The organism is Deltaproteobacteria bacterium (genome assembly GCA_016218975.1).
Lineage (GTDB): Bacteria > Desulfobacterota > Deferrimicrobia > Deferrimicrobiales > Deferrimicrobiaceae > JAENIX01.
This window is the reverse complement of record JACRCO010000034.1, coordinates 20,270-45,928: the sequence shown is the minus strand read 5'-3', so window position 1 is coordinate 45,928 and position 25,659 is coordinate 20,270. Positions and strand designations below refer to the sequence as shown.

Annotated in this window: 28 protein-coding genes; 18 read left to right on the top strand and 10 right to left on the bottom strand. The window is 60.6% G+C overall.

All coding sequences use genetic code 11. From position 1 onward, the window contains the following. Position 1 precedes the first annotated feature (1 nt). From hemH to HY896_04110, 5 genes are read left to right on the top strand one after another with little or no spacing between them, the layout of a single operon-like run. Positions 2–985: a ferrochelatase gene (hemH, locus tag HY896_04130; protein MBI5575532.1), complete on the top strand. Its 984-nt coding sequence runs from the start codon at positions 2–4 to the stop codon at positions 983–985. A 13-nt stretch (positions 986–998) separates the two neighbouring features. Then, positions 999–2,411 (top strand): protoporphyrinogen oxidase, encoded by a 1,413-nt coding sequence (gene hemG / locus HY896_04125; protein ID MBI5575531.1) that lies wholly within the window; start codon positions 999–1,001, stop codon positions 2,409–2,411. Between the two features lie 17 nt (positions 2,412–2,428). Beyond that, positions 2,429–3,682: a 4Fe-4S binding protein gene (locus HY896_04120; protein ID MBI5575530.1), complete on the top strand. Its 1,254-nt coding sequence runs from the start codon at positions 2,429–2,431 to the stop codon at positions 3,680–3,682. Positions 3,683–3,686: 4 nt separating this feature from the next. After that, complete coding sequence (pabB, locus tag HY896_04115; GenBank protein MBI5575529.1) at positions 3,687–5,603, top strand: aminodeoxychorismate synthase component I; 1,917 nt, start codon at positions 3,687–3,689, stop codon at positions 5,601–5,603. A gap of 9 nt (positions 5,604–5,612) precedes the next feature. Next, positions 5,613–6,932 carry an ATP-dependent 6-phosphofructokinase gene (locus tag HY896_04110; GenBank protein MBI5575528.1) on the top strand — a complete coding sequence of 440 codons (1,320 nt, stop codon included), beginning with the start codon at positions 5,613–5,615 and terminating at the stop codon, positions 6,930–6,932. A gap of 5 nt (positions 6,933–6,937) precedes the next feature. Here HY896_04110 and HY896_04105 read toward each other — a convergent pair whose 3' ends face one another. Then, the gene (locus HY896_04105; GenBank protein MBI5575527.1) at positions 6,938–8,080 is read right to left on the bottom strand and encodes a hypothetical protein; all 1,143 of its coding nucleotides are present in this window, start codon (positions 8,078–8,080) and stop codon (positions 6,938–6,940) included. A 147-nt stretch (positions 8,081–8,227) separates the two neighbouring features. Further along, on the bottom strand, positions 8,228–9,235 hold the full coding sequence (locus tag HY896_04100) for a complex I NDUFA9 subunit family protein (GenBank protein MBI5575526.1): 1,008 nt from the start codon (positions 9,233–9,235) through the stop codon (positions 8,228–8,230). Positions 9,236–9,346: 111 nt separating this feature from the next. Here HY896_04100 and HY896_04095 point away from each other — a divergent pair, with 111 nt between their 5' ends. From HY896_04095 to HY896_04075, 5 genes are all read left to right on the top strand, one after another. Further along, the gene (locus HY896_04095) at positions 9,347–9,511 is read left to right on the top strand and encodes a zinc ribbon domain-containing protein (protein MBI5575525.1); all 165 of its coding nucleotides are present in this window, start codon (positions 9,347–9,349) and stop codon (positions 9,509–9,511) included. A gap of 145 nt (positions 9,512–9,656) precedes the next feature. After that, a complete protein-coding gene (locus tag HY896_04090; GenBank protein ID MBI5575524.1) occupies positions 9,657–10,307 on the top strand; it encodes a TIGR00730 family Rossman fold protein in 651 nt (216 codons plus the stop codon). 101 nt (positions 10,308–10,408) lie between these two features. Then, positions 10,409–10,666 carry a glutaredoxin family protein gene (locus HY896_04085; GenBank protein ID MBI5575523.1) on the top strand — a complete coding sequence of 86 codons (258 nt, stop codon included), beginning with the start codon at positions 10,409–10,411 and terminating at the stop codon, positions 10,664–10,666. 206 nt (positions 10,667–10,872) lie between these two features. Then, the gene (locus HY896_04080; protein MBI5575522.1) at positions 10,873–12,534 is read left to right on the top strand and encodes an NFACT family protein; all 1,662 of its coding nucleotides are present in this window, start codon (positions 10,873–10,875) and stop codon (positions 12,532–12,534) included. Positions 12,535–12,596: 62 nt separating this feature from the next. Continuing rightward, entirely contained in the window at positions 12,597–13,664 is a 1,068-nt protein-coding gene (locus HY896_04075; protein MBI5575521.1) for a hypothetical protein, read from the top strand. Positions 13,665–13,758: 94 nt separating this feature from the next. On the opposite strand, the gene HY896_04070 is transcribed toward HY896_04075, so the two are convergent. Beyond that, the gene (locus HY896_04070) at positions 13,759–14,409 is read right to left on the bottom strand and encodes a helix-turn-helix domain-containing protein (GenBank protein MBI5575520.1); all 651 of its coding nucleotides are present in this window, start codon (positions 14,407–14,409) and stop codon (positions 13,759–13,761) included. A 277-nt stretch (positions 14,410–14,686) separates the two neighbouring features. Here HY896_04070 and HY896_04065 point away from each other — a divergent pair, with 277 nt between their 5' ends. From HY896_04065 to HY896_04055, 3 genes are all read left to right on the top strand, one after another. After that, on the top strand, positions 14,687–14,908 hold the full coding sequence (locus HY896_04065; protein MBI5575519.1) for a hypothetical protein: 222 nt from the start codon (positions 14,687–14,689) through the stop codon (positions 14,906–14,908). A gap of 107 nt (positions 14,909–15,015) precedes the next feature. Further along, a complete protein-coding gene (locus HY896_04060; protein ID MBI5575518.1) occupies positions 15,016–15,267 on the top strand; it encodes an AbrB/MazE/SpoVT family DNA-binding domain-containing protein in 252 nt (83 codons plus the stop codon). Beyond that, positions 15,264–15,671 carry a PIN domain-containing protein gene (locus tag HY896_04055; GenBank protein MBI5575517.1) on the top strand — a complete coding sequence of 136 codons (408 nt, stop codon included), beginning with the start codon at positions 15,264–15,266 and terminating at the stop codon, positions 15,669–15,671. Before HY896_04060 ends, HY896_04055 begins: the two co-directional genes overlap by 4 nt. Positions 15,672–15,708: 37 nt before the next feature. Here the strand turns inward: HY896_04055 and HY896_04050 are convergent, their stop codons facing one another. Continuing rightward, entirely contained in the window at positions 15,709–16,734 is a 1,026-nt protein-coding gene (locus tag HY896_04050; GenBank protein MBI5575516.1) for an OmpA family protein, read from the bottom strand. 763 nt (positions 16,735–17,497) lie between these two features. Between HY896_04050 and HY896_04045 the strand changes: the two genes are divergently transcribed. Then, positions 17,498–17,707, top strand: coding sequence for a hypothetical protein (locus HY896_04045; GenBank protein ID MBI5575515.1), 210 nt, complete (start codon positions 17,498–17,500; stop codon positions 17,705–17,707). Next, a complete protein-coding gene (locus HY896_04040) occupies positions 17,694–18,257 on the top strand; it encodes a hypothetical protein (GenBank protein MBI5575514.1) in 564 nt (187 codons plus the stop codon). Before HY896_04045 ends, HY896_04040 begins: the two co-directional genes overlap by 14 nt. A 25-nt stretch (positions 18,258–18,282) precedes the next feature. Here HY896_04040 and HY896_04035 read toward each other — a convergent pair whose 3' ends face one another. Beyond that, positions 18,283–19,899: an NAD+ synthase gene (locus HY896_04035; GenBank protein ID MBI5575513.1), complete on the bottom strand. Its 1,617-nt coding sequence runs from the start codon at positions 19,897–19,899 to the stop codon at positions 18,283–18,285. A 95-nt stretch (positions 19,900–19,994) separates the two neighbouring features. Here HY896_04035 and HY896_04030 point away from each other — a divergent pair, with 95 nt between their 5' ends. After that, positions 19,995–21,161, top strand: coding sequence for an MFS transporter (locus HY896_04030; protein MBI5575512.1), 1,167 nt, complete (start codon positions 19,995–19,997; stop codon positions 21,159–21,161). Here the strand turns inward: HY896_04030 and HY896_04025 are convergent. From HY896_04025 to HY896_04005, 5 genes are read right to left on the bottom strand one after another with little or no spacing between them, the layout of a single operon-like run. Further along, the gene (locus HY896_04025; GenBank protein MBI5575511.1) at positions 21,109–21,831 is read right to left on the bottom strand and encodes a 1-acyl-sn-glycerol-3-phosphate acyltransferase; all 723 of its coding nucleotides are present in this window, start codon (positions 21,829–21,831) and stop codon (positions 21,109–21,111) included. The genes HY896_04030 and HY896_04025 overlap by 53 nt on opposite strands. Further along, positions 21,828–22,538, bottom strand: coding sequence for an endonuclease III (locus HY896_04020; GenBank protein ID MBI5575510.1), 711 nt, complete (start codon positions 22,536–22,538; stop codon positions 21,828–21,830). The genes HY896_04025 and HY896_04020 overlap by 4 nt, the downstream gene beginning before the upstream one ends. After that, positions 22,535–22,828, bottom strand: a complete 294-nt coding sequence (locus HY896_04015) for a hypothetical protein (GenBank protein ID MBI5575509.1) — start codon at positions 22,826–22,828, stop codon at positions 22,535–22,537. The genes HY896_04020 and HY896_04015 overlap by 4 nt, the downstream gene beginning before the upstream one ends. Then, on the bottom strand, positions 22,825–23,103 hold the full coding sequence (locus tag HY896_04010) for a LapA family protein (GenBank protein ID MBI5575508.1): 279 nt from the start codon (positions 23,101–23,103) through the stop codon (positions 22,825–22,827). Before HY896_04010 ends, HY896_04015 begins: the two co-directional genes overlap by 4 nt. 10 nt (positions 23,104–23,113) lie before the next feature. Further along, entirely contained in the window at positions 23,114–24,106 is a 993-nt protein-coding gene (locus HY896_04005) for a cation transporter (GenBank protein MBI5575507.1), read from the bottom strand. Between the two features lie 79 nt (positions 24,107–24,185). On the opposite strand from HY896_04005, the gene HY896_04000 reads away from it, so the two are divergent. Then, positions 24,186–24,824, top strand: a complete 639-nt coding sequence (locus HY896_04000; protein MBI5575506.1) for a radical SAM protein — start codon at positions 24,186–24,188, stop codon at positions 24,822–24,824. After that, the gene (queC, locus tag HY896_03995; protein MBI5575505.1) at positions 24,821–25,513 is read left to right on the top strand and encodes a 7-cyano-7-deazaguanine synthase QueC; all 693 of its coding nucleotides are present in this window, start codon (positions 24,821–24,823) and stop codon (positions 25,511–25,513) included. Before HY896_04000 ends, queC begins: the two co-directional genes overlap by 4 nt. Positions 25,514–25,659: the final 146 nt, after the last annotated feature.

Genomic DNA, 25,659 nt, shown 5'->3' with positions numbered 1-25,659 from the left:
CATGCCCCTTGCGTCATCGCCGCCGCTCACAGGCGTCGTGCTGCTTAACATGGGGGGGCCGGACAGTCTCTCCGCCGTCCGGCCGTTCCTTGCGAGACTATTCTCCGACCGGGACCTTATCCGTCTCCCGCTCGCTCCGGTTTCCCAACCGCTGTTCGCGTGGATCGTCTCCGGGATTCGCGCGAGAAAGGTGAAGCGATATTACGAGGAGATCGGCGGAAGCTCTCCCATAGGGACCTTCACGGAACTACAGCGGGCGGCGCTCGAAGAGGCTTTGCGGACGACGGCGGGAAATTTCCGCGTCTACGTGGGAATGCGCTACTGGTATCCCCTTTCCAAACACGCGGTGCTGGAAATGAAGGAGGACGGTGTCGCGCGTGCGATCGCTCTCCCTTTGTACCCGCAATATTTCTCTGCGACCACGGGGTCGAGCTTGAAAGACCTGGCGGCGTGGACGCGTTGGGCCGGTGCTTCCTTCCCCGTCCGGGAAATCCGGTCCTACCCGGACCATCCGGGATATATCGCCGCATTGTCGGAAAAGATCGAGGAGACGCTTTCGGGCACCGGTCCGGTGGGAAGGCACCTCCTGTTCAGCGCGCACGGAATACCGAAATCGTTCGCGGACGAGGGGGATCCATACCCATCGGAAGTGGAGCGGACGGTCGCGGCGGCGATGCGCAACTTTCCGGGCATCCCCCATTCCATCTCTTACCAGAGCCGGGCCGGGCGGGCGCAGTGGCTGGAGCCGGACACCGTTTCCGAAGTAGTGCGGCTGGGACGGGAAGGAGTCCGCACGCTGGTCGTCGTCCCCGTAAGTTTCGTCTCGGATCATATCGAGACGCTCCATGAGCTCGACATTCGGCTGAAAAGCACGGCGCTCTCTTCCGGCATCGGCACTTTTTTACGGGTTCCGTCGTTGAACGACTCACCCGCGTTCATCGGGGCCTTGAAGGATATCGTCCTTTCCGCCGCGGCGGAAGGGTAGGAAGGATCGTTTCATGGCGCGCATAGCAATCATCGGGGCGGGCATATCGGGCCTATGCACCGCCCATTTTCTCGTAAAGATCCTTTCCGCCGAAAAACGGGAGGCGGAGATTCTTATCTTCGAGGCCGAAGATGTTCCGGGCGGGAAGATGCGCACCATTCGCGAAAACGGGTTCGCGATGGAATGGGGGCCCAACGGCTTCCTCACCAACAAGCCGTACTCCCTGGAACTCGTGAAGGAGCTGGGGATGGAAAACCGGCTCGCCCGTTCGTCGGACCTGGCGAGGAAGCGCTTCATCTTTTCGGGCGGCAGGCTTCACCGCCTCCCCGAGACTCCACAAGCGTTCTTCGCCTCCGGACTTCTCTCCCTGCCGGGACGGTTGCGGATCCTGGGAGAACCGTTCGCCCCGCCTCCTCCCGTTGACGTTGACGAGTCGCTGGGGGATTTCGCACGGCGGCGGCTGGGGACGGAGGCGCTCGAAAAACTGCTCGATCCGATGGTGACCGGAATCTTCGCGGGGGACCCGGACAGGATGTCGCTTCGAAGCTGCTTCCCCGTGATTCACGACCTGGAACGGAAATACGGCGGGCTCGTAAAGGGAATGATCTCCCTTCAACGGGAACGGAAAAAGGCAGGGGAGAAGCGGGAGATGTCGGCGGGGCCGGGCGGCGTCCTCATGTCGTTCGACACCGGGGCCCAGGCGATCGTCGACGTCCTTGCCGACCGCCTCGCCGACGGGCTGCACACGGGCGTCTCCGCACAAAGCGTGAAGGTACGCGACGGGAAGTTCCTGCTTTCCATCGTCGAAAGGGGGCAGCGCGGGGAACTCGACACCGATGCACTGGTGATGGCGACGCCCGCATACTCCGCCGCGGCGGCGCTTGGGCCGCTCGATCCCTCCCTTGCGGAAGCTTTGACCGCCATCCCATATTCGCCGATTTCGGTGGTGGCCCTGGGTTATGAACAGGACAGGCTCGAAAATCCGCTGGACGGCTTCGGTTTCCTTATCCCGAGGGGGGAGAAACGGAAGATACTGGGCGCCCTTTGGGACTCCAGCGTCTTTCCGAACCGCGCACCTCAGGGGAAAGCGCTGATACGTGCGATGGTCGGCGGGGTGCGGAACCCCGAGCTCGCCGAGCTTCCCGGCGAGGAGCTGATCGCGCTCACCCGGTCGGAGCTCGCCGTGACTATGGAGATCTCCGCAGACCCGATTCTCTCCCGCGCCTTCTTCCACGAAAAGGGGATTCCGCAATATCTCGTCGGGCACGGTAAGCTCCTGGACCGCATCGACGCACGTCTGGCCGCCTTTCCCGGACTTTACCTTAACAGCAACGCCTACCGGGGGATCGCGCTGAACGATTGCGTCCTGCAATCCCGGCTCACCGCCGAGCGGATCGCAAGGGATCTTTACTCCGCCAAGGCGTAACGAGGGGAGAAACCGGCATGGCGCATCTCGGAAACGGGCAAGGAGTGTACGGCAGGCTTCAAAAACGGCTCGACGCTTATCCGATCGGCGCACCGCCCGCCCCGGCGCTTTACGAAATCCTCAAGCGGCTCTTTTCCGGTAAGGAGGCGTTCGTCGCCTCCAGGATGCCGGTAGGGTTCGTGGACCTGAAAGGAATCGCAAGGCGAACAAGGATGAAGGAGGCGGAGCTTCTTCCCCTGCTGGAAACGATGGCGGGAAAAGGGCTCGTAATGGACTTCACCCGCGACGGAAAGACGCGATACATCCTGTCCCCGACGCTTCTCGGTTTCTTCGAGTTCGCCTTCATGCGGGTCCGCGAAGACATCCCCCAGAAGGAACTGGCGCATTTCATGGTGGAGTACGTCCACGAAGCGCCGGATTTCGTCCGGTCGATCTTCGCGGGGAAGGTGCAGCCCGGCCGGGCGCTTGTCCATGAAACAACGGTCGGGACGGAAGACCTGCCTCGCGTACTGGATCACGATCGCGCGGCTCATCTCATCAGCGAAGCGAGGCTCTGCGCCGTCTCTCTTTGCTACTGCCGGCACGTGATGGAGCATGAGGGTAAATCGTGCGGGAAGCCGATGGAGGTCTGCACGACCTTCAACGGCGGCGCCGATTTCCTGGTCCGGCGCGGGCTCGCCCGGAAGATTTCCAGGGAAGAGGCGACCGATATCTTCGCGGCGACGCGGGAAGCCGGGCTGGTCCACATCGTCGACAACGTGAAGAAGAAGCCCGCCTTCGTCTGCCACTGCTGCGGCTGCTGCTGCGGGATGCTTTCCGCGATCAACCGGTTCAAGGTCTTCGGGGCGGTGGTGACTTCCCCCTTTCTCGCGGCCATCGACGGGGAGAAATGCGCCGGTTGCGGGCTATGCGCGAAGCGGTGCCCGATCGGGGCGATCTCTATAGAGGGTACGGGACACCAGGCGAAGGTTTCCGTGGACAAGCGGGCCTGCCTGGGGTGCGGCGTGTGCAAGCCGGCGTGCGCGAAGGATGCGCTACGGATGGCCCCCCGGAAGGAAAAAATCCTCGTGCCCGAGGACGCCTGGCACCGGACGGTCCTCATGGCGATCGAACGCGGGAAGTATCAGAATTTCATTTTCGGCGAACTCGATCGCCTCGATCACGCCGCCCTGCGGGCCGTAACCCGTATCCTCATCTCCCTGCCGCCCGTCAAGAAAGCGCTCCTCGCGAAGCAGGTCGACTCGCAATACCTCCAGGCGCTTCTGGACTAAGTTCGTGAAGCCGATCGCGGCGTTCGTCCCTATATCGGGATCTACCGGTTCGATCCTGCTGGAAACGCAGCGCCCGGATGTGCGCGAGCGGTATTCCTACATTCTGAGCGCACCGCAAAAAATATTGACCTCATCCCGCATGGAAGACGTCGTGCCCGCCGTCGAAGAAGCCGCGGCATGGCAGGCCGGGGGCTTCCCCGTCGCCGGCTACCTGTCCTACGAAGCGGGGTATGCGCTGGAGGAGGCCCTGGCTTCCGAAGGACAAGCTTCCTATCCATTTCCGCTGCTGTGGTTCGGCGTATATCCGGGTTTCCTGAGATTCGATCACCTGAGCGGAAGATGGGAAGCGGGGGGTCCGTCACCCCCGGATTTGCCCGCAACATGCAGCGACACGGCGCTGCCGGAGCCTTTCCATGGATCTCTCGATCCCCGTTTCTCCCTCCCGGAGAAGGAATATATCCGTAAAGTGGAAGAGATTCGGAGTTCCATCGCAAGGGGAGAAGTGTACCAGGCGAACCTGACGGGAAAGTTCGCTTTCCGGTTCTCCGGCGATCCGTTTTCACTTTACCTGAGACTGCGCGCCGCGCAGCCTGTGCCGTACGGCGCATTCCTCCGCACGGAAAATTCCTGCGTCGTCTCCCAGTCGCCGGAGCTTTTTTTCCGTGTCCGGGGAGGAAAAATCGAAACCCGTCCCATGAAGGGGACCGCCCCGCGCGGGCTGACGGAAACCGAGGACCGCAAGGCGGCGCGTGCACTCCGGGAGGACCCGAAGAACCGGGCCGAGAACGTGATGATCGTCGACCTGTTGCGGAACGACCTCGGAAAGGTGTGCAAGACCGGAACCGTCCGCGTTTCCCGCCTGTTCGAGGTGCAGCGGTATCGTACCGTTCTCCAGATGGTCTCCACGGTCACGGGGAAGCTGCCAGGACATGCAACGTTCCCGAACTTGCTGCGCGCCCTGTTTCCCTGCGGCTCGGTCACCGGAGCGCCGAAGATCTCCTCGATGCGGTTGCTGCGGCGTCTTGAGCCGACGCCACGCGGGATCTACACCGGCGCGATCGGAATGCTTATGCCGAACGGCGATATGGCGTTTTCCGTGGCGATCCGCACGGTGACGGTGGAAGACGGACGGGCGGAGGCGGGGGCTGGAGGAGGGATAGTCTGGGACTCGGAACCGCACGAAGAGCTGCGTGAGGCGCACCAGAAATGCCGCTACCTCGCGGAGCCGCCAATCGATTTCGAGCTGATCGAAACTCTCCTCTGGTCCCCGGAGTGGGGATTCCGGTTCCTCACCGAACACTTGCAGCGGCTGACCTCTTCGGCAAGGTATTTCGGATTCCGTTTCAGCGGACAGGCCGTCCTCGCGCGGATGGAAGCGTCCATAAAAGGCCGCGACCGGGCGGCGAGAGTCCGCCTCCTGCTCCGGCGTGACGGAGGAGCGAGCGTAAGCCTGTCTCCCGTTCCGGCACGAAGGACCTCGGCAGTTCCCTATCGGATCAAACTATCGGAAGTTACCGTCTCCTCCCGTGATCCGTTCGTACGGCACAAGACGACCAATCGCCGATGGAGAGACGACGAACTGCGGAAAGCGAAGGAAGAAGGGTTTGACGAAGTGCTGTTCCTGAACGAACGGGGGGAGCTGACGGAAGGAGCGATCACCAATCTCTTCGCGGAAATCTCCGGAAAGATCTGCACACCGCCTGCCTCTTGCGGCCTGCTGGAAGGGGTTTTCCGCCGCCGGATTCTTTCAGACCGGACGCTTCGGGCCGCCGAGCGGGTTCTCTTCCCGGAGGACTTGCAGAAAGCGGAAAGGATATTCCTGACCAACTCCGTGCGGGGAATCGTTCCGGCCGCCGGATTCCCTTCCGCCGCTTCCGCTTCCCTCTCTTCCCCTACACGCCGTTCGGCGAAACAAGTATAATTACCGTCGATGCTGACGGCTGACCATCTGAAGGTCGCACAGGTTGCGGAACGGCGGTTCCGCTCTCCAATCAACCTGTCCTCCACCCGCGGTGACCTGCTCGGCGATTTCGTCCCGGACGAGGCGCGGGTCCGGTTCCAGGTGGTGCTAATGCCCGGCGAAGAGGTGCGGGACGACCTTCAATTCGAGAAGGCCGGTCCCCGCGAGCTCCTTGCCTTCAATCCCCCGGATACCCGTGCAGCGATCGTAACCTGCGGCGGGCTCTGCCCGGGAATGAACAACGTGATCCGGTCCCTGTACTATGCGCTGTCCCACAATTACGGCCTCAATGATATATTCGGCGTCCGCTACGGTTACCGCGGATTCAATCTTTCAAACGGGATTCCTCCCGTCCGGATCACTCGGAGCTTCGTGGAAAACATTCACCGTCACGGAGGGACCGCCCTCGGGACTTCCCGTGGACCGGAGGACCCTCGCATAATCGTCGGCCTGCTGGAACGGGAAAAAATACAGCTCCTGTTCTGCATCGGCGGAGACGGGACGCAGAAGGGAGCGCATGCAATCCATGAAGAGGCCGTCCGCCGCGGCTATCCCCTTTCCGTAGTCGGCATCCCGAAGACCATCGACAACGACATCCAGTTCGTCTGGCAGACGTTCGGTTTTTCGACGGCCCTCGAGAAGGCGCGGGATTATATCGGCAGCGCTCACGAAGAAGCCCGGGGGGCGCCGAACGGCGTCAGCATCGTCAAGGTCATGGGCAGGGACGCGGGCTTCATCGCGGCCGGAGCGACGCTCGCAAGCCAGGAAGTGAACATAACGCTCATCCCCGAAATTACCTTCGATCTCGACGGGGCGGGGGGTTTCCTCGAAGTCCTGAAGGACCGCGTCGTCGGAAGGCACCATGCGGTGGTCGTCGTTGCGGAGGGAGCGGGACGCGATCTATTGGGCGGCCCCGTCGGAAAAGACGCCTCGGGAAATCCGAAGTACGCCGATATCGGGATTTTCCTCAGGAACGCCATCACCGTGTTCTTCGACCGGTCCGGCATTCCGATCAACCTGCGCTACTTCGACCCGAGCTACCTGATCCGCAGCGCGCCTGCGAACCTCGAAGACAGCCTGCTATGCGATCAGCTCGCCAGGAACGCGGCGCATGCGGCGCTGGCGGGAAAGACCGACGTCATGGTCGGGTTCTGGCACAACACACACATTCATGTTCCGATACCTACGGTGGTTTCGGGGAAAAAACAGGTAAGCCCGGAGAGCGAACTGTGGACCGCCGTCCTTGCGGCAACGGGACAGCCCGCCCGGTTCGGCGGAAATTCCGCGTAAACGCTTCAGCGAGAACGCGAATCCCTGCCCGCATGCCTATCGAGGATTCTTACCTTCCTGCAGGAGTGCCGCAGGATGAACAAAGGAAACAGAAGCACGAGAAGATTGGCCGCGGAGGAACAAGAAAAAGTTCCGCGCGCATCCCGGCCGGCAACGGTGCATCCTCCTCCTCCTCCGCCCATGCCGCCCGACGATGCTCCTGCACTCTCGCCGGCCGAAGCGCTCACGGGAGAGGAAAGGAACGCGTGCGTCTCGCCCGAGCCCGTCTCACCCGAGCCCGCCACCTGCGCCGACTCGTTGATCGAAATCGCTTCCGTAGAATTCCAGCCCGGAAACCACAGCTCTTCGTATGTTGATCCTGTGCGGACGAATCCGCGGCGTCCCGCGGGGGAGTCCCCGTACCCCGCAACCTGTGAAGCGTTGTTGATCCCCATCGCATTGGAGGACGTCCATCCCTGGGGAGTCATGAAGACGTAGAACCCGCCGGAATAGACGTACCCCTTTTCGGTGTTCGAATGGCGGGAAGAAACCGCCACCAATCCGGATTCGTTGAGCCCGCGAGGGATCACGGAGCTGCATCCCGGCGGGGAGAGAATGATGTATCCGGTTCCGGGAAGGAACAACCTGGCCGTGCCGCCCGATATCCCGAGGATTTGCCCCGAAGCATTCGCGCCGACGACGGTGTTGAAACCCGGGAGAAGTTCGGGTACGCCGTTCCTGGAAATGAACGCGCCGAATTCCCCGGTGCCTGTCACGGAGCCGTCCTCGCCGACGTGGGTTGCTTCGGAATACGTCCATCCCGGCGTGGGATCGACATACATCCCGCCGGTGTATAGGAACGCGTGCGGCTGGCCGTCGATGACCGCCGTCCCCGCAACGTCGCCCCGGCCGTTTATCCAGTTGGCCCTCGCCGATGCGGCGCCTGGAGGAAGGATCTCGGTGACGTCGCCGGAGGACCAAAGGAACCCGCGTTCCCCCGAACCGTTGTTGCCGTAACCGGCGACATCCCCTTGGTCATTCACGCAAACCGCGCGCGATTCGATCCAGCCGGAAGGATTTATGTCCTGGTAGGAATAGGATGAGCATGCGGGGGCGGGGAAGAACCAGAGAAGCATGATCGCGAACAAACCACAGGTTGTCGCTTTCATCGGTTTCCTTCCGGCGGCTGGTTTCTACTTCATCCAGCCGTGGATACCGCAAGTGTCGGGCCAACCGTGAAATGCTTTTATCTTTCTGTTTTTACTGAGATATATTCTCAGACGGAAAAAGCTTGCGGGAATTATGAGAAATGTATTTCACACATTCGCTGCTGTGGGTAATTTATTGCCCTCACTTCCGGTGGCGGAAATCGGCGTACCGGAGAGGTAACCCGACAGGGGAAACGGCGCAAAATCGTATGCGGAATAGAAAGGTCCGCTGTCGCATACGTTTCCTGCAAGAAGCATCTCGAGCTGGTCCGTCGTCAGGGGGAATTTGCCGTAACGTTGCATCCGCCGAACGACGGGTCTCAGAATGGACAATGGAACGTGTACCTTCCTTGCGCGGCGCCCCTTCCCTGCCGCCACGCGGTCGAGCAGTTCGTTGTAGGAAAGCCGCTCGGGCCCGCCGACATCGAACGACCGTCCCTCAGTTTCCGGGCGCAGGAACGAGTCCGCGAACCCTTTCGCCACATCCCCCACGAACACCGGCTGCATGAGGTACTCTCCATTCCCGGGGACCGGGAGAAAGGGGGCGATCCGCAAGAGCCTCGCGAGCTCGTTGATGAATTGGTCCCCCGGACCGAAGATGACGGAGGGTCGCAGGATCGTCCACGACAGGCCGGAACGGCGCACGTACTCCTCCGCGCGCCCCTTCGAATCGAAGTATCCGGTCGTTCCACCCGCCTTCGCGCCCAAAGCGCTCATGTGCACTATGCGCGACAGGTTCCATCGCCTCGCGGCGTCGACGACGTTCCGGGTCGCGGCGACGTGAAGGCGCTCGAACGTAATACCCTTTTCGGGAAATTCCCTTATGATCCCGACCAGGTGGACCACCGCGGTGGTCCCTTGCATCGCGTACTCCACGGCCTCCCGGTCCGTCACGTCGCCCAGGGTGAACCGCCCTCTTTCCCGGATATCCGCGGGGATGCGGTCCTCCGACCCCGGCCGGACCAGCAGCCTGGGCAGGAATCCGCGCGCGATCAGGGCGCGGCACACGTGCGTGCCGACGAACCCCGTTCCGCCGGTGACCAGGATTTCCCGGAAATCCATGAACGCACTATACGTCATGTATCTATGATGCGGGAAGCGGCCGGCGATCTTCATTCCGCCGGGCGTTTCATCCCCCTTGCCTACATCATATCTTCATGTAATCTAAACGATTGGGGGATCTCGCGGTTCCCCCGCGTCAAACTTTCGCAGGAAGGAGGAACCGGCATGCCAACCTATTCGTATGTCTGCAAAAAGTGCGGCAAACAGTTTCTCGAAATCCTTTCTTTCCGGGAATACGAGGAAGGAAAGCGGAAGTGTCCCAAATGCGGCAGCGCCAACGTCGTGCAGGTGCTGGAAGGGTTCTACGCGAAGACGTCCAAAAAATCTTAGCGTCCCGATTCATGCATGCGGTCCGTACCGGGAGCGTCGATGCTCCGCCAGAACGCGGTCGTATTCCTGAAACGAGGCGCTAAAAAAAGGCGGAGGGCTCGTGGAGGAATTTTCGGGAGTCGAAACGTGGCGTGTGTTCCGCATCATGAGCGAGTTCGTGGACGGGTTCGAATCTCTTCGGAACGTGGGGCCGGCGGTCTCCGTTTTCGGAAGCGCGCGAACGAAAAGAAACGATTGGGCATACCAACTGACGGTCAAGACCACCGAGCTTCTCTCCCGCGCCGGCTACTCGATCATTTCCGGCGGAGGACCCGGAATCATGGAGGCCGCCAACCGCGGCGCCAAGAGGGGGAAGGGGCTTTCCATCGGGCTCAACATCCAGCTTCCGATGGAACAACAGATGAACCGGTTCCAGGACAAATCGCTCCAGTTCCGCCACTTCTTTTCACGCAAGGTCATGTTCGTCAAATACGCCTCCGGTTACGTCATCATGCCGGGAGGATTCGGCACGCTCGACGAGTTCTTCGAAGCGTTGACCCTCCTCCAGACCGGGAAGATACGCCGCTTTCCGGTGGTGATGATGGGGAAGAAATACTGGGACGGCCTCATCCGGTGGATGGAAAAGACCATGGTGGCGGAGGGAACGATTTCCCGGTCGGACCTCGATTATTTCTTCGTCACCGACGAGCCGCGCGAAGCTTCCGATCACATCATAAAGTTCCACAAGGAGCGCGTCCTCCCCGTCGGCGAACGCAGGAAATCGATGCTCCCGCCCGAGGAGCCCCCGACGCTTTAACGAACTTATAAACGGGGACGTCCATTGAATCAGGATCTTCTTTCCGGTTTTCGGGGGCGTAAACTATCAAGAAGGAGACAGGTCCCGTAAAGGGGGAAGTCGTGGGGAATCGGATTATCGTATATACGACCTCATGGTGCCGCGATTGCAAACGGGCAAAGAAGTTCCTCGATGAACGTGGAATTGCGTACGAGGAGGTCGATATCGAAACTAACCCCGATGCCGCCGAAATAGTGATGAAGCTCAACGACGGCATGAGAAAAGTCCCCACACTCGATATCGAAGGGACGATCGTATCGGGAGACGCATTCGACGCCGCACGGTTCGAAAAGGACCTGAAGGCCGCGGGAGTCGTTTGAGAGTAAGTATCGACATGAGTGTGCTTCAAGTAGTCACCGGCTACCAGTTTCCCTGGGAATAGGTCGGAAACGTCCCTGCTTTCACGTTTGTCTACTTTGAAAAAGTTCAGGAACGTCCCTGTTTTTAACCAAAAGTTCAGGAACGTCCCCGTTTTTAACCTCCCTTTTTCTGAATCCCGGCTGATTTTTCGTAGAATGGAAGGGCGATGGACGCCTTCCTCCTGAAACAGGCGGCTGCGGAGCTCCTTGGGGAACTACGCGGCGCGCTGGTATCCAAAATCCACCAACCTGCGGAAAAGGAAATCGTCCTGACGCTGTGGACAGGCAGGGACGAAAAGCGGCTCCTTCTCTCCGCCGATCCCGAGATCTGCCGGATCCATCTTTCATCTCGTAAAATTCCCAACCCGCCCTCGCCTCCGAGGTTCTGCCAGTTTCTGCGGCGCCACCTTGAGGGGATGCGTATCGAAGGACTTTCCGTCGCTCCGTTCGACCGCCTCGTACGGATCGACTTTCTCGCGACAAGACCGGATGCCGTCCATGAGAAGACAACCATGTACGCCGAGCTGTACGGGAGGCACGCAAACCTCATTTATACGGACAGCGACGGAACGATCCTCGAACCGCTTCGTAACGTGGGGCAGGAGGAAAGCCGCATCCGGGAAATCGCGGCAGGGATCCCGTACCGGCCGCTTCCAAGGCCCGAGCGGATCTTCCTGCCCGACTTCACGATGGGCGATGCCGAACGGATCGCCGCACTCACCTTCGAGAGCCTGCCGCGCCTCCTCCAGCGGGAAATCTCGGGCCTCGGGCAGGAGCTCGCGCGCGAGGCTGCGGAACGCGGCAAGAGCGGCCCCGCTGAACTTTACGCCGTTATCCGCGAATTCGTCCGGCGGTACGAAGCGGGCGACCTTTCGCCCGGTATCGGCACGCTGCCGTCGGGTAAGAAACGGCTGCTACCCTTTCCATGTCCTGCGGCCGGTTTTTCGGATTTCACGCCGTTCCCCACCGCCAATGCTGCAGCCGACGCTTTCTATTCGGAGGTAACGGCGGCGCGAGATGAGGCGATACTTCGCCAGCAGCTACGCTCTCGCATTTCCTCCCTGTTGAAGAAGGAGAGGCATAAGCTCGAAAACGTCGGCGGGGACGAGGACAGGCTCGCGGAAGGGCTTAAAGGGGGAGAGCGCGGAGAATTGCTCAAGATTCACCTGGGGGATCTGCGCAAGGGGTTGTCGGAATTCAAGGGAATCCCCCTCGATCCCGCGAAAACGCCCGTGGAAAACATGACCCGGTACTTCCGCCTGCACAAGAAGGCGAAAGGGGCGGTCGAAATCGTCCGGAAGAGAAAACGGGAAGTGGCCGAATCGGTGTACTATCTCGAGTCGCTCGAAGGCCAGTTGGCTGAGGCGCAATCACGCGACGACCTGATCGCCGTGCGCCAGGAGCTTTCCCTGGCATTCGCGTCAAAAAAGCCGCAAAAGGGGGTAAAGAAAAAGACGACTCGTCCCGGCGCGCCGAAACCGCCCGCCCCGCAGGTCGATGGAAGGGAATTCAAAGGATACGCGATCCTCGTCGGAAAGAACAACGTGGGAAACGACCGGATCGTGAAGGAGCTCGCATCGCCCGACGACCTGTGGCTGCACGCGCAGGGGATACCGGGAAGCCATGTGCTTATCAAGGTCAGCCCGAAGGAGGAAACTCCGAATGAGGTGATCGAGGAAGCCGCCCGGCTTGCCGTCTTTCACAGCAAGGCAAAAGGCCAATCGAACGTTCCCGTTTTCCTCGCGGAGGCAAGGCACGTCTCCAAGTTCAAGGGGGCGAAACCCGGCCTTGTCCGCATCGCGAAATACAGCACCATCAACGTCCGTTAAGATTCCGTATTGCATCTAAATTAAATCGTCACCTTATCAATCGATGCGATCGGAGACTCCCCATGGCGGTGAAAATTCCTACGACGGTCATCGGCTCGTACACGGTTCCCGATTGGTATCCGGCGCTCCAAACAGCCGTAGCGAAAGGGGAAATAACTCCCGAAGCGTTCCGTGAGGCGAAATCCATCGCCGCGCGGGCGGCGGTCAAGGACCAGGAAGAAGCAGGGGTTGATATCGTAAGCGACGGCGAACTGTTCCGCCGCGACGACAACCGGTTCGGCCCTCCGAACGCGATGATCGGCTATTTCGCAGGGAAAATTCCGGGGTTCTCGGGAGAATTTCGCCCTAAATCCGGCATATCTCCGGTCGCGCCGGAAGCTTCAATTCCCGCTCCGGTAGTCGTCTCCAAGCTCCAGCCCGCTCCCCTTGGGCTCCTTGAGGAATTGCGGTTCCTCCGGAAAACGACGAACCGTCGGGTGAAAATCGCGATGACGGGCCCCCACATGTTCGCGCGTGTTGCCTGGGACGAACATTACGGCGATCCCGAAAAGCTGGCGATGGACATGTCCGCCGTGATCAACGCGGAGCTGCGCAGGCTGGACGAGACTGGCTGCGACGTGATCCAGATCGACGAGCCGATCCTGTGGTTCCTCGCCGCCGACCAGCCGTGGGGGATCCGGGCGCTCAACGCCTGTTTCCGCGGGGTCAAGCGCGCAAAGAGGGCGCTCCACTTATGCCAGGGAAACTACAACCCCGATCCTGCCGCGCACGTGGGTTTGAGGATCTTCCCGGCCGAGTTCTCCTCGATAGTGCCGGTACTTCAGGAAGCGAAGGTCGACGTTTTCCTCATGGCCTTCTCTTCGCTTGGCGTTGAAGACCTGTCGGTGCTGCGAGAATTCCCTGCCAACAAGACACTCGGTGTCGGCGCAGTGGACGTCCAGCGGCACGAGGTGGAGACGGCGGACACCGTAGCTGATATCTTGCGGCGCGTCATCGGGATCCTCGGGCCGAAGCGCGTGTGGGCAAACCCCGACTGCGGCCTGAACCACCTTCCGCGGGACATCGCGTTCGGAAAACTCGCCGCGATGACGGAGGGGGCGCGACTCGCCGCACAGGCCGCCGCCGCCTGAACAAGGTCGGCGCGGCGGGAATACAGGGTTCTTACAGGTGGTAGGGAGCGGCCGATTCAGGCGGTATTATGTTCCCGTTGTCGGCGAGCATTTGCTAAGCCAGGTTCTGCCACGCCCCCACGACGCGCCCAACGATAACGTCACTATCGGTGACGGACTCGATATCGTAAGCGGGATTTTCGGAAACCAGCAGTATCGATTTTTCCTGGACCTGGATGTGTTTTACCACGGTGCCGTCATCCTTCCTCACGGCCCAGATGGAATCCTTCGGGACCTTCTTCCCCTCCGGTCTCGCCTTCGTGTCGATGCAGACGATCGCCCCGTCCCGTAGCACTGGGGACATGCTGTCGCCCTTGACGTAGGTGCAGATGTAATCCCTGACGCTCCTTCGCTTGAGGGCCCTGCGGTGGATGAAAACGATATCGATGACCTGCTCGCTCGTGACGGTTTCGGGATTACCCGCTGCCACTCTCGGCTCGACGATCGGTATTGCGAGGTAATCGAGTTTCCTGTCCTTCGGGAGTTGGGGGTCCTCGAATTTCCCGGAATGGGTGATTCGGACCGGGATTGGTGCCGGCTCCCCCCACGGAAGAATGCCCAAAACCTTCGAAATCGTTTCGATATTTTGTTCGTTGAACCTTGCCTTGCCCTTCAACAGCCTGTCGAGGTAAGAAAAGTCGATCTTCGTCATCCTGGCAAGGTCCGCCCGTTTTATCTTCCTTGCCTTCATCGCTTCAAAAATCATTTCTCTGAACCGCTTGAACATGCCGTGAATGTTAGGCGGTTTCCCTCCCCTCCCGCAATTGGACAATACGGACAGTAATATTGTTGACAGACCGGATAATACGTCCTATATATGATTGGAAATAATTGTGGCAAAACGCCGGATGGCGGGTTTTTTAAGGGCACATAAATATCCGTAAATATATTTACACCACAAAATAATTGTTATTAATAGCGATCGGCATCGTGCGCGATCAACGGCGTGGCCCTCAAACGATTCGACCGGGGAAAAACAACGGATGAACCGGCTGGGCATGCGAAATTCGGCGGATGCGCTCCCTCCGTGCAAATGCTGCGGCAGGATTGTCGACATCGATGTCGTGAAACTCATGTGCGTCCTGGGAGGGGCGGTCGGGAAACCGCCCGTTATCATTTTCCAGTGCCTGTGCCACAACACGCGGGTGATCCGGTGGAGGGGCTCGACGCTGGAAGAGCAGGGAAATACCCGGGACAATAATTAGCGGACCCCGCCATGCCGGCAGCATCTTGTGGGCGCCTCTTGCGGTTATGGCAGATAATCCGAATATCGGATATTATGAATATCGGAAATATCCGCGGGAGGGACGGCATGAAGGAAAGCGTGACGGTTTCCGCCAAGGGGCAGATAACCCTGCCTGCAAAAGTCAGGAAGCGGCTGGGGCTCGCCGCCGGAGGAGTCCTGATCCTCGTGGAACGGAAAGACGGGATAGTTCTCCGTCCGGCGGCCGTGATGGAGATCACGACCTTTTCGGATATTGATATAGCCGCGTGGGACAAGGAAGACCGGCTGGCCGATGCTGAGCGGACCGTCATCCGGAAGCGCGCGGGACGCCGGCATTGAGGAGGCTGTTCCTCGATTCAAATGTCCTTTTCACAGCCGCGCATAATCCGAATGGAAAGGCGGCGTTCCTTTTCGATCTGGCCGACGAGGGGCATTGGGAGCTTCGCACGAGCGCCTATGCGGCGGAAGAGGCACGGCGCAATATCGCGGCCAAGTTCCCGAAGTCGCTGGATCGGCTCGATAGATTGCTTTCGAATTTGAGTGTCGTCCCCTCGGGGACAGGCCGATCCTGCCCTGTCGATCTGCCGGAAAAAGACCGGCCCATATTCGAGGCGGCCATGAAGTGCGGGGCGACACATCTGCTCACTGGAGATCGGAAACATTTCGGATTTCTCATGAACCGGCCGGATCTTACTGCAGGAATCGTCATCCGGACAGTCGCCGGGTTCCTCGAAAAGCTCTAACCGGCATATCCCGCCGGTTTGCGAAGAACAGCACCGGCTACGGCAGCCGCACGAATTCCACGCGGCGGTTGTTCGCCCTCCCCTCGGCGGAATCGTTGGCTTCGAGGGGCTTGGCCTGCCCCCATCCCCGCGTCGCAAGCCTTTCCGGCTCGATCCCCTTTTCGATAAGCCATGCCTTCACGGATTCCGCGCGCCGCTCGGAGAGTGGCCCGTTGAGTCGGGACGTTCCCTGGTTGTCGGTATGCCCCTCGATCGAGAAACGCAGAGAACGATCTTCCGCGATCAGCCCACGGATTCTCTCAAGGGTCGGGAAGGATTCGCGCCGGATCTCTGCCGATCCCGTGTCGAACCTGATTCCGTGAGTAACGATTTTGCCGTCCGTGTTGAGTGCCGACTTGATCTCTTTCCCTCCCGCGGCTACGCGGAAGTTCGTGAACATGAGCGGCTGTATGCCGTGACCGGTCTGGAATACCATTTCCATCCCGATGAAATTCACGGGACGGACAAGACCGTCGGGGTCATTGATGACTCTCTCTCCATCCACGTATGTCTTGATAAAGGAACCGTTTACGCTTATAGCCACATGATGGATCTGTCCGTCACCCATTTCATAACTGGCGAAGAGGTTGGCTGATGTGGCCTGATCGGAACCGACGCCTGCGGCATTTCGTTGCCCGAAATTTGTAGTCCTTTCACGGTAGCGGGTTCCTCCGTTGAAAAGGAGTACCTGGTAAACTGGAGATTGATCGATCCGCGGCACAACAGGAAAAACCGCATCGAATTCCACGGTGAATCGCTCCGGCATGTCTTTCCCCGGATTGAATCTCACGAAGAGGATCGTACCGACATCTACACGGACATCGGAAGGTCTGAATCGTAAATATTTTTTCCCGTTATGCCGTACGACCTCGACGGGAACTTTTTTCTCGCTGAATTCGAATGGGCTTCGGAGCGTCCATTTCCTCGGGAATTCCCCTTCGTCCGTTTCGCTGAAATCGTCGAAGAAGAGAGTCCGATCCCCCGGGACGAAGTCATTCAGGGAGGAGAGATTTTTAAAATTCACCGCCCCCCCACCTCCACTCGAGATATCTCTTCCGCCCGTCCGTACCTGCTGCGGAGAAGCCGACTCCTTTAACGGTCGTTTATCGGTATCCTCTCCTTGCGGAGCAGGTTGCCGGGCTGTCGCGCTTGCGTCGTCACTTGACGCCACCGTTCCCTTCGCCTTTTCGTACGCTCCATCCGCGGCATCGCCGGCAGCCCGATAACCCACCCGCTCCGCAGCGCCCATCAACGTATCCCCAAGCCATCCCGCATGCGCCGTAGATGCGATGAAAGCGACTAATGCGGGCGCTATCCAATGATTCCTGCCCATCCGCTCCTCCCTTTCCGGCCGATCCCCGCCGCCGGTGTTCATTCGCGCCGATTCTCACGGGCGCAGTTAGTGAGGTTCGCCAGCACTATCCGTGCCCGAAGATTTCAGTTTGCGGTTATGAAAGGAAACTGCGGATGTATGCGGCGGTGTTTGGCGGCTGGAGCCGGCCCGGAGAGAGTTATGGAAAATATGTCGAAGGAAGAGAGTCCGATATCCGGTCGAACATTATCCGACAACCGTCCAGAAAGAAAACCACTGCGGCGTAAACAGGTTTTAAAAATCGGAAGTTGAAGGTCCGAATTACACATAGCTATTGCCGGTGCCTATCCAACTCACCTGGCATAAATAAGTGTTCTCAACGCGATCGATAAGTCTGCCCGGCAGTCCAGCCCCCTTCTTCTTTTTCCTCTGCATTGATAGTATGACAGTAACCGGCGGTTTAAAGGAGCTCGGTATGGATCCGAAACGGATCGAAGTCGTCGACGACCTGGTCGCGGCGGCACTTCGGGAGATGGGGCCCGCCCGCCGGTTGGAGCTGGTTTTCCAGGCGAATAGATTTACAAGAACCCTTGTGGAGGCAGGCGTAAAGGGCCGGAACCCGGGATGGGGCGACGAACAGGTAAGGAAAGAAGTGGCCCGGATATGGCTGCATGGATCAGAGTAATCTCCTCCGGACGGTTCTTGACGCATTCGATGCATCGGGAGCGCCGTACATCCTGGTAGGTTCGGTAGCTTCGGCCGCATACGGGGAACCACGCCTGACGCTGGATATCGACGTCGTTGCAGACCTGACCCGCGATAATCTTCCGCGGTTCCTTTCCTTTTTTCCTTCCCCGGAATTCTACGTATCCCGCGATGCGGCATCGGAGGCGATCGAGCGACGAAGACAATTCAATGTGATTCATCCGGACTCCGGCCTGAAGGTCGACGTCATAATACGAAAAACGGACGAGTTCGACCGAAGCCGTTTTGCGCGCAAGCGGAACCTGCCTGTCTTTCCTGATCGCCCGGCCGACTTCGCATCGCCCGAGGATGTCATCATCAAGAAGCTGGAATATTTTCGCGAAGGCGGTTCGGAAAAACATCTTCGGGATATCGCCGGGATAATCAAGGTGTCCGGCGACGACATGGACCTTTCTTATGTGGAAATGTGGGCTGCACGCAAGGGGCTGACCGATATTTGGAGGACCATCGTGTCAAGATCGAAAAAATGACCGCCATTGCCCGTACCGCAGTTCATTACCCGTTCGTCCGGTTGGTGATCGGCATGCGGCGGTCCTTGCCGAGGGCGCGGGGTGTTATTTTCACGCCGGGAGGGGCCTGGCGGCGCTTGTACTCGCTTTTGTCGACCAGGGAGACGACCTTTCGCACGACGTTCTCGGCGTATCCCCTCGCGATCATCTCCGGAATGCTGCGGTCCTTCTCAACGTACATGCGAAGGATCGGGTCGAGGACGTCGTACTCGGGCAGAGAATCTGAATCCTTCTGGTCGGGCCGCAACTCCGCCGAAGGCGGGCGCGTCAGGACCCGTTCCGGTATTACCTCGCTCCCTTTCCTCGCGTTGATGTAGCGGGAAACCCGGTAGACCATCGTCTTGTAGAGGTCTTTTATGACTGCGAACCCGCCGGCCATGTCCCCGTAAAGCGTGGCGTACCCGACACTCATCTCGCTCTTGTTCCCCGTAGTCAGCACCAGCGACCCGAACTTGTTGGATAGGGCCATGAGCAGCGTCCCGCGGATTCGCGCCTGGATGTTTTCTTCAGCTGCGTCGGGTGAAAGCCCGCGGAACTCGCCCGCCAGGGTTTCGCCGAATGCGGAGAAGGCCTCGTCGATGGTGAGGTCGATGCACCGGATGCCGAGGTTCCCGGCAAGCGCGTGCGCGTCCTCTACGCTCTGCGGGATCGTATAGGGCGATGACATCGTGACGCCGGTCACACGGGAAGGCCCGAGCGCCTCCACCGCGATCGCCGCAACAATGGAGGAATCTATTCCGCCGGACAACCCGATGATCGCCCCCGGGAACCGGTTTTTTTCGACGTAGTCGCGCGTGCCCAGCACCAGCGCACTGAAGATCTCCTCCTCTTCCCCGAGGACGGGAGCCACCGGCCCGCCTTCGCCGTTCCCGTCCACATCGCAGACGAGAAGCTCCTCTTCGAACATCCGCGCCCTCGCGAGGAGCTCGCCTTTCCCGGAAACGACCATGCTGCCGCCGTCGAAGACGAGCTCGTCCTGCCCTCCCACCAGGTTGCAGTAGGCGACGGGCCTTCCGGTGCGCCGCGCATGGCCGGCCACCAGCTCCTTGCGGATCTCCCACTTCCCCGCGTGGTACGGAGAGGATGAAAGGTTGAGGATAAGGCGCGCGCCCGCCTTCGCCTCGCGGGGGAGCGGACCTCCGCGCACCCATATGTCTTCACAAATCGTCACGCCGACCGGCGCACGCCCCGCCCGGAAGAGGAACGGCTCCTTCCCCCGGCCGAAGTACCGCATCTCGTCGAACACGCCGTAATTCGGGAGATGCATTTTGCGATAAACGCCTCGGACGCGTCCGCCGGAGGCGATACCCGCCGCGTTGTAGACGCGCCCGTCCTTCCCGCGGTCCGCGAATCCGACCACCGCGGTGACGCCGTATATTTTCCCGGCGATCTCCCGCCACGCCGAAAGGTTCGCGTCGACGAAGGAGGTGCGAAGGAGCAGGTCTTCCGGCGGATAGCCTGTGAGTGCAAGTTCCGGAAAGACGACTATTGCAGCTCGCTCGCTTCTCGCCCGGTCCGCGTATTCCAGTATCTTCCTCGCGTTGCCGGAGATGTCGCCGACGGTCGTGTTGATCTGCGCCAGGGCGATGCGGAGCGGCTTCATATAGATGTCATTCTCACGGAAAAACGGTTACACATCAATTGGATTCAAGCGCCGTTTCACGAAACGGCATCTATTGTAGTATCCTTCCAACTCCGATGCCGAAAACCCTCTACAACAAGAATTATCTTCTTCTGAATATCTCGAATTTCCTCTATTCGTTGTATGCGACCGTCTTCATCTTCCTCCCGCCGTTTCTTTACCGTCTGAACGTTCGCGAAGGCGAGATCGGGCTCATCATGGCGACGGGAACGCTGGTGTCGGTGGCGCTCAAACCCGTCAACGGGCTCTTCGTGGACCGCGGGGGGCGCACGGCGTTCCTGGTCTCCGGGGCGTTGCTCGCATCCGCTTCCACGATTCCGTGGCTGTTCGTAACGGAACGGGGAGCTCACCTCTTCGCGATCCGGATCTTCCAGGGTGCGGCCTACTCCTTCTTCGCCACCGCTTCCTACGCCTACATCGCGGTTGCGGCACCTGCACACAGGCGGGGGGAGGCGTTGGGGGTGTTCGGCCTCTCCTTTTTTCTCCCGACGGCTATCGGAGGTTGGCTCGGGGAATGGGTGATCGCCAGGTCGGGATTCCACGGCCTCTTTCTGGGGGCTGCGATAATCGCGTTCCTCTCCGCCCTGTTCCCGCTGGCGATGCGGGAACCGAAAGCAGCTTCCCGGCTTTCGCCTTCTTCCCTGCTCGACTTCCTCACGCGCCCCTACTTCATCCCCAACTCGGCGGGGTTCCTGTTCGGAATGGCGTTCGGCTCCCTCTTCACCTTTTTGCCCGTCTACCTGCTGATCCGGCAGATCTCCTCGCTCGGCGTTTTCCTCTTCGTATATGCGCTCTCGGTCATCGGAACGCGGACACTGGCGCGCAAGCTCGCCGACCGGATGCCCCGCGAGAGATTGAGCCTCGTCTCGCTGCTGCTCATGGGAGCGGGGATCTGCGCCATCCCCTTTCTCTCCGGCTCCGCGGGGCTCGCTTTCGTTGCAATGGTTTCCGGGACGGGGCACGGGTTTCTTTTCCCGTCGCTTTCGGCGCTCATCCTCGACCGCGCCGGGAAGGAAAAAGGCGGGATGGCGATGGCGATGTTCACCGGCGCGTTCGACATGGGGCTGGTGATCGGCGCCGCGCTGTTCGGCTTCGTCGCGGAGCGCCACGGGTACAACGCGATGTTCTTCTCCGCCGCCGCGGCGACAGCCGCCGGAGGCATCTTCTTCTTTACGCAGGACCCTGCGTTCCGGAAAGCATCGCCGACCGCACCCGGTCCATGAGCTCCTGCATGTCGTGAAGCCCTTTCCCCGCGGTGGGAATCGGTGGGAAGATCTCGACCAGCACGTTTCCCGGACGGATCCGGAGCGTGCCTGCGGCCACAACCTCGCGCGTGCCCGACACGCGTACGGGGACAACCGGTTTCCCCGAATGCAGCGCCATCCAGAAGCCGCCCTTTTTCAGCGTTTGGAGCTTCCCGTCGCGGCTGCGAGTCCCTTCGGGGTAGATCATCACGGAGTTGTTACCGGAAAGCCCGCCGAGCGCTTCTTCAAGGGCGGTCCTGGACTTCTCCGGGTCGGACCGGTCGATCATGATCTGGCCGCCGGCAAGGAGAATCCACCCGAGGACCGGAATCCGCGACAGCTCCTTCTTGAACACCCAGTGGAGCGGGTGGGGGATGACCGAAGCAAGAGCAGGCGCGTCGGCGTGGCTCACGTGGTTCGACATGAACACGTACGATTCCAGGAGGTCGATGTTCTCCAGCCCCCGGCACGACACCTTTATCCCCAGGACGAACAGGGCGATCCGCGAATAGTACTTGGAGACCCACAGGAAGACCTTCCCTTTCAGCGACCTCCCCGGCAACAGCAGGGCGAGGAGCGACCCCGGCACGGCGAAAACCGTCGTCAGGAATCCTATGAAAATCCACTTCAGCGCGCTCAAAAAATTCATCGCGGCGGCGTTCCACGCTTTTCCGTGCGCCTTTTCCCCTCCGGGCATACCGGCAGCAGCGGGCATTCGTGGCAAAGGGGGTTCCGCGGGCGGCATATTTCCCGGCCCAGCCGGATCATGTTCATATGGAGGGGCATCGGCTCTCCCGGTGGGACATGCGGCTCGAGCAAACGAGCCGCGCGGGACAGGTCGGCGGAAGGAGGCACCAGACCCAGGCGTTTCGCCACCCTCAGGATGTGCGTATCCACGGGAAACGCTTCCTTGCCGAATGAGAAAAGCAGCACCACGTTCGCCGTCTTGATCCCTACGCCGGAGAAGGAAATAAGGTATTCCCGCGCTTCGGCCAGCGGCATCTCCGAGAGAAAGTCGAGCGTGTATTTACCCCGCTCCCGCCGGATACGGGCGAGCGCGGACAGGATCGCCTTCGCCTTTGCGCGCGCCAGCCCTGCCGTACGGATCGCCTCTTCCACCTCTTCCTGCGGCGCCGCCGCAAGGAGGGGAAAGGTGGGGAACCGTTCGGTCAGCTGCGCGAAGGCGCGGTCGCGGTTCGCATCGTTCGTGTTCTGGGAAAGGATGGTGAGGATCAGGTTCCGCACCGGCTCGGTCCGGTGCGGCGAGCGGCGGGGACGTCCGAACCGCCCCGCGAGCCGGCCGGATACGTCGCGGAGGCGCGCCGGCAGGTCCGTTCCCGGTTTCTTCGCGGTCACTTCCCGCCGCACCCTTTGAGGGAGATCGCAAGGTGCAGGCCCTCCGCGTTCAGGCGGACCGCGGGCTGGAGAGGCCAGTACTCGATCAGTCCTTTCTCGCGCAATCCTTTGACCGCTTCCTCCAGTTCGTGCCGCTCCATCCCCGCCTCCTCGTCGAGCCCCGCGAGGGCGGGCGTCGCACCGGGGCCGATCTCCCTATAGAAAAGAAGAAGGCAATGAAGCAACTTTTTCTCGACGCGGGAAAGGTCGGACCGCATATCACACCCGCCCCCGTCTGCGTCGACGGTCACGGGTTCACCGGCGGCGGGGGAGCGCCGGAAGGCTTGCGAAGCGAATCGAGCTCGGCGGAAAGCTCCCGTATCCTCCGAGCCCGGCGGATGGAGGAGGGAACGCAGCCCAGGAACCCGACGAGAACTCCGATCCCGAAAGCAAGGACGATGACGACGAGAAGCGACGTGCTCCCGGAAAGGTGGAGAAAACGCACGTCGATGATGCCCGGGTTCTGGACGGCGAACGCCGCCACCACCGCCAGGAGGACGATTATCAGAAGGAGGACCGCTCTCATTGCGGGGGGATTATAGCACGGTGCCGGAAACGCCCGCCCGCTTCTCGTCCGCCGGGTCCTTGAGGTCGCGGATTCGTGTCAGGACGCGCTCGCAGCGTTCCATGCCCGGGCATTCGATGTCGCAGGGATCGACGTGGGTCACGACGTGCACGTTTCCCAACGCAAGCCGGACTTCCTTTTCCAGGTGGTCCGCCACCTTGTGGGCGTCGTCCAGCTTGTACTCCCGGCAGACGACGACGTGGAAATCGACGTGCTTTTCCGAACCCGCGCGCCTGGTCCGCAAGTCGTGGAAATCGACGAGCAAGGGGCGGTGCTCGTTTATGATCCTGCGCACCAACTCGACCGTCTCCTCGGGCAGGCCCTTGTCCATGAGGTCGTGTACTGCCGAAACGAGCAGTCCCCCGGCGGCGTAGAGGATATAGGCCCCGACGATCAGCGCGACCCCCGGGTCCAGCCAGGTCCACCCCGTGAACCGGAACACCACGAGCGATGCCAGGATACCGCCGTTGGTGTAGACGTCCGTGGCGAAATGCAGGGAATCGGCGACCAGCGCCGTGGAGCCGGTCTCTTCTCCCGCTTTACGTATCCGCCGCGAGATTATCCACGATGCCGCAAGCGCCGCCGCCATGACCAGGATCCCCGCTTCCGCCGACTCGGGCACCCTCTTGCGGATAAGGCGCTGGATCCCTTCGTATACTACCCAGATTCCGGTGCCTGCGATGACCAGCCCCTGGAACAGCGTAGCCAGCGTTTCCACCTTGCCGTGCCCGTATGGGTGCGACTTGTCGGGCGGCTCCGCGGATTTACGTATCGAGAGGAAGTTGACTGCGGACATGAAAACGTCGGCAAGGCTGTCGAAAGCCGAGGAAAGGACCCCGAGGGATCCGGAAATTATCCCGAAGACGAATTTGGCGGCCGCAAGCACAATAGCGCTGCACAGGGAAAACAGCGCCGCACCGATCCGTTTCCGGTCTCGTTCCCTATTTGCGTACGATTCCGTCATCCGTCGCCATCCTGTTCGATGCAAATTGCAGGATAACACATGGATTCCTCCGCGCCCTGCATCTGGTAGAATCGAAAGCATGCTGCTCGTGACCGAGATATTCGCCAGCATTCAGGGGGAAACCTCCTACGTGGGCCTCCCCTTCTCTTTCGTCCGGCTGACGGGCTGCAACCTCCGGTGCCGCTTCTGCGACACCACCTATGCGTACGATGGCGGGGAAGAGTTCTCCCTCGGAGAAGTTGTATCACGGGTGGAGCTTTTCGGCATTCAGAGGGTCACGGTAACCGGGGGGGAACCGCTCCTGCAGCCGGAAGCGTTCCAACTCGTCAAGGCATTCCTCGACCGGGGGTTCACGGTCCTTGTGGAGACCAACGGCACCGTCCCCCTTGCCACGCTCGATCCACGGGCGGTCAAGGTCATGGACGTCAAGTGCCCCGGATCCGGCGAGGACCGTAAGATGCTGTGGGAAAATTTCTCGGCGCTTACCCCCCGGGATGAAGTCAAATTCGTCATCGCCTCCGAAGAGGACTACCGGTACGCCAAGGAAATCATGGGGCGATACTGTGCGAAGGGCCCCTTCTCCGTGCTGCTGTCCCCCGCTTTCGGATTTCTCGCCCCCGAAAAGCTCGCCGGCTGGATGGTGGGCGACGGGCTCTCGGCGCGGTTCCAGCTCCAGCTCCACAAGCTGGTGTGGGGCCCGGGAGCGAAGGGAGTATGACCATAACTCCGAAGCCGAAAGGTGTTGTGCTCGCAAGCGGCGGGATGGACAGCCTTGTGCTGGCGGCCTTCGCCACCCGGGAAAGCGACGTCGCCCTGCTTCACGTCAATTACGGCCAGCCCACCGAGCGGAAAGAGCTTGCCTGCTTCCGGGCGATCGCGGACCACTTGCAGGTGAAGGACCGGCTGGTCGCCGACATCGGCTATCTTAAGGATATCGGTGGAAGCGCACTGACCGATCCTTCCATCGCGATCCCGGCGGCGGACCTGGAGCGTCCGGGAGTGCCCGTCACCTACGTGCCGTTTCGCAACGCTCATTTCATCTGCATCGCCGTGTCATGGGCAGAGGTGATCGGGGCGAAAAGCGTCTACGTCGGCGCGGTGATGGCCGACTCCTCCGGCTACCCGGACTGCAGGCCCGAGTTCTACGAATCGATGAACGAGACCGTCCGCCGGGGAACGAAAGATGGAAGTGGAATCGTGGTCCGTGCCCCCTTCGTTCACCTCAGGAAAAAGGACCTCGTATTGATGGGAAAATCCATGGGAGTGCCGTTCGAGCACTCCTGGTCGTGCTACCGTGGAGGAGAGAAGGCCTGCGGCAGGTGCGATTCCTGCGCCCTTCGCCTTCGCGCCTTCGCGGAGGCGGGCGTGCCCGATCCGATCCTTTACGAGGCCCGGCCGCCTTGCTGAATTCAGCCGGCCGTTGCAGCTAACGTTACGGAGCCTCCCGATTTTCCCTTTGACAATTCGGGGCGCGGCCTATAGGATTCTTTCGCAAAACCGGCTGGACGATATTTTATTGAATCTTTTTCCCGTTCCAGCCGTTCTAATAGGCA

What these genes read in the sequence shown, in the direction of transcription:
- queC (MBI5575505.1), top strand. Translation starts at nt 24,821, where the DNA reads ATGACCATAACTCCGAAGCCGAAAGGTGTTGTGCTCGCAAGCGGCGGG.
- HY896_04105 (MBI5575527.1), bottom strand. Translation starts at nt 8,080, where the DNA reads ATGAAAGCGACAACCTGTGGTTTGTTCGCGATCATGCTTCTCTGGTTC.
- HY896_04075 (MBI5575521.1), top strand. Translation starts at nt 12,597, where the DNA reads ATGGCGGTGAAAATTCCTACGACGGTCATCGGCTCGTACACGGTTCCC.
- HY896_04040 (MBI5575514.1), top strand. Translation starts at nt 17,694, where the DNA reads ATGGATCAGAGTAATCTCCTCCGGACGGTTCTTGACGCATTCGATGCA.
- hemG (MBI5575531.1), top strand. Translation starts at nt 999, where the DNA reads ATGGCGCGCATAGCAATCATCGGGGCGGGCATATCGGGCCTATGCACC.
- HY896_04025 (MBI5575511.1), bottom strand. Translation starts at nt 21,831, where the DNA reads ATGAATTTTTTGAGCGCGCTGAAGTGGATTTTCATAGGATTCCTGACG.
- hemH (MBI5575532.1), top strand. Translation starts at nt 2, where the DNA reads ATGCCCCTTGCGTCATCGCCGCCGCTCACAGGCGTCGTGCTGCTTAAC.
- HY896_04080 (MBI5575522.1), top strand. Translation starts at nt 10,873, where the DNA reads ATGGACGCCTTCCTCCTGAAACAGGCGGCTGCGGAGCTCCTTGGGGAA.
- HY896_04005 (MBI5575507.1), bottom strand. Translation starts at nt 24,106, where the DNA reads ATGACGGAATCGTACGCAAATAGGGAACGAGACCGGAAACGGATCGGT.
- HY896_04060 (MBI5575518.1), top strand. Translation starts at nt 15,016, where the DNA reads ATGAAGGAAAGCGTGACGGTTTCCGCCAAGGGGCAGATAACCCTGCCT.
- HY896_04070 (MBI5575520.1), bottom strand. Translation starts at nt 14,409, where the DNA reads ATGATTTTTGAAGCGATGAAGGCAAGGAAGATAAAACGGGCGGACCTT.
- HY896_04095 (MBI5575525.1), top strand. Translation starts at nt 9,347, where the DNA reads ATGCCAACCTATTCGTATGTCTGCAAAAAGTGCGGCAAACAGTTTCTC.
- HY896_04065 (MBI5575519.1), top strand. Translation starts at nt 14,687, where the DNA reads ATGAACCGGCTGGGCATGCGAAATTCGGCGGATGCGCTCCCTCCGTGC.
- HY896_04045 (MBI5575515.1), top strand. Translation starts at nt 17,498, where the DNA reads ATGGATCCGAAACGGATCGAAGTCGTCGACGACCTGGTCGCGGCGGCA.
- HY896_04010 (MBI5575508.1), bottom strand. Translation starts at nt 23,103, where the DNA reads ATGAGAGCGGTCCTCCTTCTGATAATCGTCCTCCTGGCGGTGGTGGCG.
- HY896_04120 (MBI5575530.1), top strand. Translation starts at nt 2,429, where the DNA reads ATGGCGCATCTCGGAAACGGGCAAGGAGTGTACGGCAGGCTTCAAAAA.
- HY896_04090 (MBI5575524.1), top strand. Translation starts at nt 9,657, where the DNA reads ATGAGCGAGTTCGTGGACGGGTTCGAATCTCTTCGGAACGTGGGGCCG.
- HY896_04100 (MBI5575526.1), bottom strand. Translation starts at nt 9,235, where the DNA reads ATGAAGATCGCCGGCCGCTTCCCGCATCATAGATACATGACGTATAGT.
- HY896_04035 (MBI5575513.1), bottom strand. Translation starts at nt 19,899, where the DNA reads ATGAAGCCGCTCCGCATCGCCCTGGCGCAGATCAACACGACCGTCGGC.
- HY896_04030 (MBI5575512.1), top strand. Translation starts at nt 19,995, where the DNA reads ATGCCGAAAACCCTCTACAACAAGAATTATCTTCTTCTGAATATCTCG.
- HY896_04110 (MBI5575528.1), top strand. Translation starts at nt 5,613, where the DNA reads ATGCTGACGGCTGACCATCTGAAGGTCGCACAGGTTGCGGAACGGCGG.
- HY896_04000 (MBI5575506.1), top strand. Translation starts at nt 24,186, where the DNA reads ATGCTGCTCGTGACCGAGATATTCGCCAGCATTCAGGGGGAAACCTCC.